Origin of the sequence: Pseudomaricurvus sp., assembly GCF_965662505.1 — a bacterium.
In the GTDB taxonomy this organism is placed as follows: Bacteria; Pseudomonadota; Gammaproteobacteria; order Pseudomonadales; family Cellvibrionaceae; genus Pseudomaricurvus.
The window spans coordinates 1-12,408 of sequence record NZ_CBFIHX010000105.1; the positions used below are offsets into that span (position 1 = coordinate 1).

A 12,408-nucleotide genomic window follows, 5' to 3' on the forward strand; every position below is an offset into this window, starting at 1 on the left:
TGCGCCAGTAGGTACTGGCAATCATATCGTCCGTGGGTACGCCTTTCGTCAATCCAAACACTGGCTTAAGTAATTTAAGAACGTTTTCCAGATTAATTCCCGTCAGCCATTGATAAGGTTTTGAGAGCTTTTCTGCCAACGCAAACTTTTCTTCACTCAAAAACTGAATTTTAGACACTTTACCCTTGAGTGCTCTTCTGATCTTTTTACGAGCACGCCGAACTTCTGATTTGTTCCCGTACAACGCTCCAGAACCATTCCAGGCGCCAAAATCTGCACCTGCTACAATGCCATCCATGACACCTCTTGAGAGTGGCGTCTGCCCCCCCGTTAACGACCATGGGTATTGGCTCATAGAGGAATAGACTTTGTAGTCGTTGCCAATATGCATCGCGCTGCGCAATGTACCGTCCATGCGCAGAGGCCTCAATGTGTCGATAATGTCACTGAGCTGATCTTCTCTATCCACGGTAAAAAAGAATTTTTCAAAGTATTCGGGGGCTGGGGTTAACCACAAGGTCAAACGGGTGATGACCCCAAGGTTCGACTGTGTGAACAATCCATCCAGATAAGGGCCGACACCCCAGCGATAAAGCCCTTGAGCCTTAGCATTATCAAAACGTCCGAAACCGGTTTTTAACAGCTCACCCGTTGGCAGGACCACCTCCATTCCGCCCACGTGGGCGAAGTGATCTGCTGCCGTTGTATGGCCAAATCCTCGCTCTGCGATGTTACCTATCATGCTGTGCGACGTGAATGAACCTGTGGCATCCATCCAGAGATTTGATTTCTGCTCTTGCAAGAAATCATACAGCTGTTGTTGCGTCACACCGGGCTCTATGACAACGTAAGCAAGCTCTTCATCAAAGGTAACAATCCGGTTGAGACGGGATAATTCCAGAATGAGGGTGTTATCCGATGTATGAACTCTTGAACCATAACCGACATTTTTACCCTTACTAATGGCATACACCGGAGTCTTATACCGATTTGCGATACGCAGACACTCTTGCACCTCTGCCACCGAAGCCGGTTTGAGCACCGCCGGTATAGTCATACTGGTTTTGAAGGTTGCGGTCTCATACTTTTTAAGCAAGCCATCATCGCGGAGTACATATTCGTCTCCCAACAACTGCTTAAACTCGGATAAAGCCTGTTCCAGATTAGGTCCCATAAACAAATCCCACTGCGCTTCTAACGTTTTTATTTTTTAGGATTTAACATCCTGCTTGATTGCCTCCAAGAAATCGTCAAGTGCACAATCCAACAAGTGGTAAATTGCTCTAAAGCCCTCAATGTTTCCGTAGTACGGATCAGGAACCTCTTCACTCTCCAGCGGCTTACTGTAACTACGGAGCAAATGAACCTTGCCCTTAGACAGATCAGGGTATTTCTCACTGAGCCATGTGAGCTGCTGGCTATCCATCACCAGGATATAGTCGTATTTAAAGTCCTTTTCTCTGAATTTTCGGGACTTCAATTTCGCAATGTTAACTCCGTTCTCCAGAGTCACCTTCTGGGCTCTTGCGTCTGGACGACACCGAATAGATGAAGCCAGAACCCCGGCAGAATCGACTTTAACGTGTTTTTCGAGCGTACTTTGTTTGAGTTTTTCTTTAAAAATGCCTTCTGCTATCGGCGAACGACAGATATTCGCACGGCAGACAAACAACACTGATACTTTTAACATCTATGGATTATCACTCATAAGCTTATTCACATGCCGAACCGGTATCGCATAGGCGATGCCTGACGGCTGAGGCAAAAGACTTTCTTTCGATTTTTGAACAAAAACACTGTTGAGAACACCCAGTACTTTGCCCGTTCGAACATCGTACAAAGGGCTTCCACTGCTACCGGGGTAGGCTCCCGCATCCAATTGATAGACCTCAAAGGGATGGCGCAGGCGCTTGATCTGCTCAGGCGTCAAGGTCGCTGTAGAGTGCGCCGGAATCACAAACGGGGTGATCGCCGACACCATAGCCCGGTGAGTCACGGGGTACAGCCCCAAAATCATTCCAATGGGAAATCCGGTAAAAGCGACATCACTCCCCTCACGTACATAGGCATCTCCGGCTAGCGATAAAGGCTTGAGCCCTCGCCCCTCCAATTCCAGCAAAGCCAGGTCATGAACCGCATCTACCGCTTTGATTCTTGCAGGTGTCGCTTTGGCCGATTCGCCTCGCCCGGCAAAAATCGCCAACACCTCTCCGCTATCGACATCCATTTTGGCGGGCAGTACATGCAAGTTGGTGATAATTTGCTGGCCATTACCCACAACAAACCCCGTGCCCATGAATTTTAGAGGAGGCCCCTTGCCCCTGGTAGATTTCACAGGGCGCATCGTACCCACTGCCACAATGCTGCCCCGCATCTGATCAATGGTATCAGGCAGCGATGTCGCAGACGCCACTCCAGTGACAAGGCAAATGGCGAGAATGGCAGCCATCCTTATCAAGGTCCACGGGGTCGGTAATCGCATAATTCATTCCTTGAAGAGCCGTATATTTCTCACAATATAGCATGCTCCCTTTTTATAACCTTCTACCCGGCTATAAATCTGCGGCCATCTGATCACTCGCTAACATTCCCGAACCCCTGCCCAAAACGCTATAATTGTCAGCTAATTCACCGACATCACCCGTGGTATCCCGTTTGAACATTCCCTCCAATCTGCACAAGCCCATTAATCGCCGCTTTACCGTGGCCCCGATGATGGAGTGGTCCGATCGTCACTGTCGCTACCTTTGGCGGCTGATTTCACGCCATGCGGTGTTGTACACGGAAATGGTCACCACCGGGGCTTTAATCCACGCCGATCCGGAACGCTTTTTACGTTATAACCCCGATGAGCATCCCCTTGCCCTGCAATTAGGCGGCAGCAACCCGACGGATCTCGCAACCCGCAGCAAGATGGCCGAAGATTGGGGCTATGATGAGGTGAACCTGAACTGTGGCTGCCCCAGTGACCGAGTGCAGAACGGCATGATTGGGGCCATTCTGATGGCACACCCTGAAAAAGTAGCCGATTGCATCAAAGCCATGCAGGACGCTGTCAGCATTGATGTCACGGTCAAACACCGAATCGGTATTGATGACATGGAAGATTACCCAGGCATGGCCCGCTTTGTGGAAACCATCGCCAAAACCGGCTGCAAGACGTTTATCGTTCACGCTCGCAAGGCCTGGCTACAGGGATTGAGCCCTAAAGAGAACCGGGAGGTACCTCCCCTTCGTTACGATATGGTTCATCAGTTGAAAAGGGAATTTCCTGAGCTGGAAATTGTCATTAATGGTGGGTTGCACACTCTGGAACAATGTGAGGAACAGGTCACAGGACTGGATGGCGTGATGGTTGGCCGTGAAGCCTACAGCAATCCCTACCTGCTGGCAGAGGTGGATAAACGCTTTTATCAGGACGATCACTACATCGCGTCGCGCCAAGAGATCGCCGCCCAGTTTGTCGAGTATTGTCAGGAACAAATGAATGAAGGGCAGCTGTTGAAATACATGACTCGCCATATGCTGGGGCTGTTTCAGGGGTTGCCCGGTGCACGGCGCTTCCGCCGCCACATCAGTGAGAACGCCCACAAGCCGGACGCCAGTATTGCAGTGCTGGAAGACGCCATCGCCTTGGTCAACTTTTGACGCTTAGCGTCAGTTGATCGGGCCATCGAACGGATCAACTCAGATTTAACACATCACTTACTTGAGTTTTAACACACCACTAACGACAGGGGCTGTATATGCTTGCCGGACTCAAAACGTTTTTTTCAGACTTGCTTGAAACCGACGAAGAAGTCATCGACACCATGGACACCAAACAGCTGGCAGCTGCCGCCCTGATGATCGATGTGGCCACTATTGACGAACATTTTGATGACGATGAAACCCAGGCCTTGATTAGCGAGCTTCGCCGCCAGTTTTCACTGGATAACGACACCTTACACAAACTCATTGATCGGGCACGTCAGGAGAGCAAAGAATCCACTTCGCTGTATCAATTCACCCGCTGCATTAACGATGAGTTCAGTCAGGAGGAGAAATGCCACCTGCTGCTGGGTATGTGGCGTATTGCCTTTGCCGATGGCGATTTGGACAAGTACGAAGAGCACATCATTCGCCGCGTCAGCGAACTGATTTATGTCTCGCACACGGATTTTATCCGCACCAAAAAAGCCGCCATGGATATGGATGATTAATCAGGCTGAAGAGTCTTCCAGGGTTTTGACAAGGTCTTGAAAAACCTCACGATTTTGCTCATTGAGGTCCATTAGAATCTTATGGGCTTCCAGCACTTTTTTCTTCGCGGTGCACTCATCCATCTCGCTGGCCTCCAGACACTGACTGACCTGCAGCTTATCGGGAAGCTGAGTCATGATGTCGAAAATCTCTGAAAACCCCATGGTATCCAGCAGACGATTGATTCCGGGAGAGGTGGAAATAATGACAGGCCGCAGCTGTTTGCGCTGCTCAGCCAGAATGGAGATTTTTGCCATCAACCCAAGAGTGGTACTGTCGATGGCTTCCGCCTGAGTGAGGTCAAAAATGATAGACGCGAAATCATCCGCCTCAAACATAGCACTGATAAACTGATCAAAAGACATACACAGTGTCAGCCTGACGTCGCCTACCATTTTAATCACGTAGACGCCCGCGTGGTCAGCGACCCAGATCTTGCCTTGTTGCATACCCGATACCTATTGATGCATGAGCATCCTTGGCTTTCTAATCAAAAAATCTACTATTGGCACGCAAGTTTCGCGCCGGATATTGCGGCCATTGCCACAAAGTTTTCCTGTCTTTACAGACTTGCTGCAAGATTATTCACTGCGTACAGACAAAACTAATCACCACGCACAAGACTGAGCACGGCGATATCGTCCGGCGCATCGTCAATGGCGTCCAGCTTCAGCGCCCTGATTACATTCGTCAGACCACCTCCGGCATCCGTCAACATGTGCAACAGATGATCCTCTTTTTCCAGCAAGTCCTGCGGCGGCATCACTTCCAGTATACCGTCAGAGAACGCCAATAATGTCGACTGAGGCGGAAAATCCACTTCATATTGTGGCCATTCCTGTTGTGAAAACAGCCCCAGCGGTCGCCCTTTGCCCTCCAGAAACCGGTTTCCCTCGGGAGTCAGCATCGCCATTAAAGGCAGGTGCCCTGCGACCACATAGTGCAAGCGGTGCAACTGTATATCCAGGACTCCCACCAGGCAAGTCATATGGTGTCCCAAACGTGTCTCCAGTAGCAGGCGATTCACCTCTGACAAGGCAATATTGAGATCTTCCGAGACCGAACGGGAGCCATCGAACAGTTGCCAATTACGGGCGATTTCACCCGAGGCGTGTTTGACCCAGATGGTGGCAAACGCGGATGAAGAACCGTGACCCGAGACATCCGTGAGATAAAAGCACAGGTAGCGATCTTGAAAATAGCCCAAATCGATAAAATCGCCACTGAGAAACAGTGAGGGAATCACCTTGTGTTCAAGGCAGTAGCCGCCCCGCTTCACGGGTGTGGGTGGCAATAGTTGTTGCTGAACCCGTCTACCGGCCTGCTGATCCTTCTCCAGGGTGCGCAGATGGTCTTTAAGCTCGCTGTTAGCTGCTTCCAGCTCTTCCCGGTATCGCTGGTTCTGTGCCAGTAGATCTCGCCGTTCCAGGCTTTTGCTGACCGCGTGCACGAGCACTTCCATATCAACGAGAGGCTTAATGAGAAAATCAGAGGCGCCCAGGCGCAAGGCCTTCACCACATCGCCCATGACACCGACACCGGACATCACAATGACTGGAGTTTCCGGCGAGGCCTGATGAATTTTTTCGAGTACTTGCAGGCCATCCATTGAGGGCATTCGCAAGTCTGTCAGGACGACCTCAGGGGCGTGCTCCTGAAACAGAGCTAATCCCTGGATTCCGTGATCCGCTTCCAGCATCTCGAAACCACTGTCCTCGAGGTAGGCCACCACACTCTGTCTGACAATGGTGTCATCATCAATGATGAGGAGTTTGCGGTTTTCTGGAGGCATGATCCACCCGTATCACCTATGGGACATACACTGACCAGGCAGAAAGGTTAATAGCCACTCACCTCTGGGTTTCTTCATGCGCCAAGAATGGCGTTTCAGGAAAACTGGGTGGAACACTAACCGTCTTTTATAGCCAGAAAAGAAAGAAGCGACAACACTACTCCCATAGCACGGGCGCTGCAAGCGCTTCACCGAAGGCATAGCTGAAAAGATACTGTATTGAATTACTATTAAGTTACTGCACAGAATTGGCGGTTACTCAGTCAATAAGTAACCGCACGAACCAATAATCACCCACTTGATTTGGCTGAATCAGAAATCGCCGTCATCACCAAAACTGTCTTCGACAGTGCCGTCGTTGATCAGATAGTCACGACGCTGCAAGTAAGCATCACGAATAAAAGTGTATTTGTCACCACTGAGAAGATCTTCGGCGTCCAGTAAAGAAGCTCGGGTATCTACCAGATCACCGGCATAGATGCTGTTGCGGGTAGGCACATGATCCACCAAAGTCAGAGGGTGAACATAGGCATTAAAAGGCATGCCAACCCCATCCCGAAGCGTTGTGGAACCAAAGAAAGGCACCACAATATAAGGTCCCTGGCCCGCCCCCCAAACAGAGAAGGTTTGCCCAAAGTCCTCGCCCTCACTGCGCGGCATCCCAAAGTGTTGTGCCACATCGAACAAACCGCCAATCCCCACGGTGGAGTTGACCAGCAAACGACCGGTGTCATTTCCAGCCTGGGCCCACTTGGCCTGCAGAAGGTCGTTGACGACGTTATTGATTTCCAACAGATTGGAAAAGAAGTTAGAGACTCCGGTTTCCACCGGGTCTGGTGTGACAGCCCGATAGCCTTTGGCTATGGGTTTCAAGAAGTAAGTATCCAGAGTGTCATTAAAGACAAATATTTTACGATTCACCCCTTCCCAGGGGTCTTCGATCTCGGAACTGTCATTAGCAATCCCGTATTGGCTGGACGTAAGCAACAGCAATCCTGCTGTAAGTGTTATAAATCGGGCTTTCAATGCCACAATGCCTCTCCTGCAATCAACGGAAGAGCCATTTTAGCTCAGGTCGGATGACAGGCAAAGCGCCTCTACCCGACCATTTTGCGAATATTATTTGGCGCACTGGAATTGATAGTGTAAATAATAGCCAGACTGATTGGGGACAGACCACTCTTTCAGCTTTTCCCAGCCATTTGGACAGTAATGCGCCATTTGGACATAAAGGCCTTTCAGGGCAGAATCAGGGCCACCGGTCGTCGTGAAGGGCTCACGAATGTTAAAGGCGACACCTGCGTTATCCGCAGCTTGCTCGGCCTGATTCAGTGCACTCTGTGCCGCTGAACCGGTAACCGCCGCTGCAGCGGCTTTGCCTGATGACAAATCCTGCTGAGGCACTGAGGTTTTCGGGGATTCGCGGTAAGCCAATTGCTGAGCTGGGGCGGCAGCTTCTGAACCTGCGCTCTCTTCTGCAGCATAGGTATCGATGGCTTTGGTGTGCTTACCGAAGAGTTTAGTACCCTCTTCAGGATCAAAAACAATATCGGGATCGTTGTCGCAATCAATATGCAACTTACTGAAATCCAGGCTATCGGCCATGTCGACATCTTCACCGCACTTCACATCCTCAGCGAACACAGCTGCGGAAGATATTTGAAACGTGCAGGCTACGGCCATTGCAATCCAGGTAATTTTTTTCATCATTTTCTCCACAAAAATGATCACTTCAATAGATGTAATCGCCTGACTAAATCACAGGCTTTGTAAAAAGGAAAGGCGCCGAAGCACCCTTCCCTGTTCTAATTGCGTTTACACGTGATTAGAACTTGTGCTCCATACCAATACCGAAGACATCATCTTCTTCGCTGTAGGACACCAGATTGTCGCTGGTCTCGATGTTGGAGTAGTAAGTGTAAATCTTGGTGGATTTGGCCAAACTGTAGTCAACACCCAAAATCCATGCTTCACGCTCAAACTCGTCGTCAAACCTGCTGCCACCAACTTCTACCTCGTTCACTTCATACTCGCCTTCACCATATTGGGCCTTCAACTTGAAGTTGCCGATTTTGTATGATGCGCTCAATACGTAGCTGTCTTCGTCGTAAGTAGAGTTAGTGGCATTGGTGATGTTGTCATCGTAGTTATCAGCGTCTTCGGCTTGCTGATAAATACCGCCCAGAGTCAAATCACCAATTTTGTAAGAAGCCACAAAACGGTTGATGTTCAGGAATTGCTTTTCAAAGCTGCCAGACTTCACGTTTTCGTCACGCGCCAAAGCCAGGTACAGACCTTCGTGCTTAAAGGTCACACCCGCTGAGTAGCTGTCCAGCAAACCATCGCGACGGTCACCGGCATCTTCACCCAGGATGCTCATTACAGACACAGAGAAACCAGCCATTTCTGGTGAGGTGTAGTTGATGACGTTGCTGGAACGGGTTTCACCAGACATCCAGTTTTTGATATCGCCACCCTGCAGATCGCCAAACAGATCCACTTTAGCTTGAGACAACTTCAAAACGGTATCGCTGCGACCGGCAAAGATAGTACCGTAGTTGCCGCTCAAACCTACGTAGATGTTACGCTGCTTGAAGGTTTGGTCGTCAGAGCTGCTACCGGAAATACCACTATCAACAAACACTTCGACTTCAGCTTTGTAGATTGCGTACAGACCTTCGGACAGCTCAGTCTTTCCCTTGAAGCCTACGCGGGAAGCGTTACTGTTCAAATTCCAGCCACTTTCGTCATTACCATCGACGGAAGATTCAAAATTGGAGTGAACCGCAGTCACGTTCATTTTTCCATAGAACGTGGTGTCGGTTTCGCCCATTGCGAAAGCAGTTGTAGGCATTACAGCAGCGATCGCCATTGGCAGAAGTAACTTTTTCATGGAGTCATCCCCTAAATATTTTGGTTGTAATAGACACGCTAAATAAATGTCGCTGGAGCTTTTATTCACTTCCAACAGACACAGTGTTAGTAAGTCTGAAACGCAACCCTTGCTCGGTGATTACGTTATGGAGGGGCATTCTGAACAGGTAATATTTCAGTAATATGACGGGAGCTTAAAAAAGGTTTTTTTTATTTCTAAAGGCTTAAAAATAAATATTCTTATGAAGAATCCAAGTGAAGCCAGAGGGTAAATCCCCTACTGGCTCCTGGGAAATAGACATTTACATCAAGAATTGAATGCACATGTAACAATATTGAAATAATTGTGGGTTAAGTGTCTGCCCACATTTTTTTCAGGCGTTTCTCCGATACCGGCATCAGGGTTTTCAAAGATTGAGCGAACAGAGAGACGCGATACTCTTCCAGCATCCAGCGGTATTGCACCAGCTGATCATTGGCGTACACACTGGCCTCGCCCTCTTTCTCCAGTCTCTGCTGCCAAGGCTCCCAAAGGCTATCCACTTCCGCCGTCCAGATTTTATCTTTCTGAATTTGGGAGGGTGCTTTTTCCAGTCTTAAATTAATGGCTTTCAGATAACGGGGGTATTGCTGCAACCATTTCTGTGGAGTCTGATACAAAAAGCCGGGGTAGATTAAACGCTGCAGCTGTTGGTTGATATCCCCCGCGGCCACCGCAATCGCCAGAGCATTCTTATTGGATTTGATGTTTTTCTTAATGGAGACCACTTCCGACAATACGGTCACCATCAGCTTTTCCAGTTCTGTGGCACGAGCCGTGATCTGATCCCGTCCGGCCTCGATACAACCCAGGAAGGTCTCCTGAGTACGCGGGATCTCACCGCTAAAACAGGCATCTGCGACAGCCGCCATAATCATGTCGTCCACCACCGCATCCCGCTTACCCAGGGAGACCACCGTGAGCCCCAGATCCTTGCCTTTCAACAACTCCTTGCGCAGGTATTTGACGCTGCTCTGCAAATGCAACAAGGCCAGGCGGGTGATGCCGCGACGGGTGGTGTATTCCGCTTCCAGCGGGTTATCACTCAGACGCAGTGCCACCGAGTCTTTCTCGTCGATTAATACCGGATAGGCGGTAATGCTCATCCCTGCCCGTTTCAGGCGAATATCTTTGGACAGCTCGTCAAAGTCCCACTCGGTAATACCGGAGCGCTCAATGGAATCGTCGTTACTCTTCAGAGTTTGCTGCAGCTGATCCCGGTAGCGCTCACGCAGACTCGCCAGATCCCGCCCTTGCGCCAACACCTTGCCACGCTCGTCCACCACCTGAATATTAAAGCGGTAGTAATCATCCAGCTGCACCTGCAGCCATTGATCCTCAGGAATATCGATGGTGGTCTGGCGCTTCAGCTGATGTCCCAATGCTTCCGTTAAAGGCACATCGTCAGGGCTAAGGGACGCCAGCGCGGTATCAACGTAATTGGGCACAGGCACAAAGTTCTTGCGCCACTGCTTGGGCAACCCCTTCACCAGCTGGATGCACTTTTCCCGCAGAATGCCGGGGATTAGCCACTCCAGACGGTGCTCAGGCACCAGATGCAAAGCAGCCACAGGCACCTGAATGCTGACGCCGTCTTCCGCATGACCGGGCTCGAAGTGATAGCTCAAAGGAAAAGTCAGCCCCTGCCAACTCAACTCCGCCGGGAACTGGGCTTCCGTGATGGCGCTGGCATCGTGCTGCATCAGGTAATCCCGAGTCAGATACAACAATTGCGGCTGCGGGTTCTCCTTGTCCAGCTCTACGGATTTGCGCCAGTGCTCAAAACCCGCCAGGTTGACGATATCCACTGGCACCCGCTCGTCGTAAAAGCGGTAGATAGCTTCCTCGTCTACAAGGATATCGCGGCGGCGGGATTTGGCTTCCAGCTCATGCAACTCAGTAATCAACTGCTGATTGTGTTTAAAGAACGGACCCTTGCCTCGGTAGCGCTCTTCCACCAGCGCGGCTCGAATAAACACTTCCCGCGAGGTTTTCGGATCGATACCGCCAAAACTGACTCGCTGCTTTTCCACCAGTGTCAGGCCATAGAGTGTCACCCGCTCATAGGCCATCACCTGACCGGTTTTTACATCGTAATGGGGTTCGAACTGATTGCGTTTAACCAGATGTTTGGCAGCCTGCAACGCCCAGTTGGGCTCGATTTTGGCCACCTGATGGGCAAACAGGCGGGACGTTTCCAGCAATTGCCCCGCCATTAACCATTTGGGAGACTTCTTGCTTTGCGAAGACCCGGGAAAAATCACGAAGCGGCGATTGCGCGCACCCAGATATTCCTTGTCTTCCGCCTTGTTGCCGATGTAACCCAGTAAGCCAGTCAAAAGCGCCTGATGAATGGTGTCGTAGGAGGCCGACTCCGTATTTTGCTTGAGGTTTAACGGTTTGAGTGCGGTGAGAAGTTGATGGTGGATTTCCCGCCATTCCCGCAGACGCAAGTAAGACAGAAACTCCTTTTTGCACAACTTACTGTATTGGCTGGAGGACAAATCCTGACGCTGTTGCTCTACATAATTCCACAGGTTGATGTAACCCATAAAGTCGGAATGATCGTCATTGAAACGGCGATGCTTTTCATCCGCAGCCTGCTTTTTATCCGCCGGACGTTCACGAGGGTCCTGAATCGACATGCCACTGACAATGATCAACACTTCGCGCAGACAACCCAGCTTGGCCCCCGCCAGCACCATACGCCCCAGGCGAGGATCCACCGGCAAAGTCATCAACTGTCGACCCAGCCCATTGACCTTGCCCTGCTTATTGACCGCCTGCAATTCCTCCAGCAACTTGAAACCGTCGTTCAATAGCCGCTGATCGGGCTTATCAACAAAGGGGAAATGACGCACTTCGCCAATGCGCATATTCAACATTTGCAAAATCACCGCCGCCAGATTGGTGCGCAGAATTTCGGCGTCAGTAAACTCCGGCCGGTTGAGAAAATCCTGCTCGTCGTAGAGGCGATAACACACCCCTTCGCTCACCCGACCACAGCGCCCCTTGCGCTGATTGGCACTGGCCTGGGAGATCGGCTCGATAGGCAGACGCTGAATCTTGGAACGAAAACTGTAGCGGCTAATGCGCGCCAGACCGGGGTCGATCACATAGCGGATGCCCGGCACGGTAATACTGGTTTCTGCCACGTTGGTAGACAGTACAATCCTGCGGCCTTTGTGAGCATTAAAGACTTTGTTCTGCTCCGCCAGACTCAGACGCGCATAGAGCGGTAACACTTCAACATGGGGGAACTGCGCCCTGCGCAGCGCCAAAGCCGCCTCGCGAATCTCCCGCTCGCCACTGAGAAACACCAGAATGTCGCCACCGCGACGGGTGCTGCTTTTCTCGGTGGTTAAAATTTCATCGACAGTTTCCGTAATCGCACCGTAGAGATCCTCGTCTTTATCCGCCATGGGACGGTAGTGGACATCCACCGGGAAAGTCCGCCCGG

The 12,408-nt window shown here is 50.6% G+C and carries 11 protein-coding genes; 2 read left to right on the forward strand and 9 right to left on the reverse strand.

Annotation, left to right across the window (positions count from 1 at the left end):
- The 3 genes from ACTG33_RS13270 to ACTG33_RS13280 form a co-directional block, all read right to left on the reverse strand.
- Positions 1-1,174 (reverse strand): FAD-binding oxidoreductase (locus tag ACTG33_RS13270; protein ID WP_439135704.1); only part of this gene is annotated, 1,174 nt, incomplete at its 3' end.
- A 36-nt stretch (positions 1,175-1,210) separates the two neighbouring features.
- Entirely contained in the window at positions 1,211-1,690 is a 480-nt protein-coding gene (locus ACTG33_RS13275) for a low molecular weight protein-tyrosine-phosphatase (RefSeq protein WP_439135705.1), read from the reverse strand.
- The gene (locus ACTG33_RS13280; protein WP_439135706.1) at positions 1,691-2,482 is read right to left on the reverse strand and encodes a S1 family peptidase; all 792 of its coding nucleotides are present in this window, start codon (positions 2,480-2,482) and stop codon (positions 1,691-1,693) included.
- A 173-nt stretch (positions 2,483-2,655) separates the two neighbouring features.
- On the opposite strand from ACTG33_RS13280, the gene dusA reads away from it, so the two are divergent.
- Positions 2,656-3,648, forward strand: a complete 993-nt coding sequence (gene dusA / locus ACTG33_RS13285) for a tRNA dihydrouridine(20/20a) synthase DusA (protein WP_439135707.1) — start codon at positions 2,656-2,658, stop codon at positions 3,646-3,648.
- Positions 3,649-3,746: 98 nt separating this feature from the next.
- A complete protein-coding gene (locus tag ACTG33_RS13290) occupies positions 3,747-4,202 on the forward strand; it encodes a TerB family tellurite resistance protein (RefSeq protein WP_439135708.1) in 456 nt (151 codons plus the stop codon).
- Here the strand turns inward: ACTG33_RS13290 and ACTG33_RS13295 are convergent, their stop codons facing one another.
- From ACTG33_RS13295 to hrpA, 6 genes are all read right to left on the reverse strand, one after another.
- Entirely contained in the window at positions 4,203-4,691 is a 489-nt protein-coding gene (locus ACTG33_RS13295; protein WP_439135709.1) for an STAS domain-containing protein, read from the reverse strand. It abuts the gene before it with no gap.
- Between the two features lie 155 nt (positions 4,692-4,846).
- A complete protein-coding gene (locus tag ACTG33_RS13300) occupies positions 4,847-6,034 on the reverse strand; it encodes a SpoIIE family protein phosphatase (protein ID WP_439135710.1) in 1,188 nt (395 codons plus the stop codon).
- Positions 6,035-6,346: 312 nt separating this feature from the next.
- Positions 6,347-7,066, reverse strand: a complete 720-nt coding sequence (locus ACTG33_RS13305) for an MlaA family lipoprotein (protein WP_439135711.1) — start codon at positions 7,064-7,066, stop codon at positions 6,347-6,349.
- An 87-nt stretch (positions 7,067-7,153) separates the two neighbouring features.
- On the reverse strand, positions 7,154-7,741 hold the full coding sequence (locus tag ACTG33_RS13310; protein ID WP_439135712.1) for a hypothetical protein: 588 nt from the start codon (positions 7,739-7,741) through the stop codon (positions 7,154-7,156).
- Positions 7,742-7,859: 118 nt separating this feature from the next.
- Positions 7,860-8,927: a porin gene (locus ACTG33_RS13315; protein ID WP_439135713.1), complete on the reverse strand. Its 1,068-nt coding sequence runs from the start codon at positions 8,925-8,927 to the stop codon at positions 7,860-7,862.
- A gap of 332 nt (positions 8,928-9,259) precedes the next feature.
- Positions 9,260-12,408: ATP-dependent RNA helicase HrpA (gene hrpA / locus ACTG33_RS13320; protein ID WP_439135714.1), on the reverse strand; the 3,149-nt coding region annotated here is incomplete at its 5' end.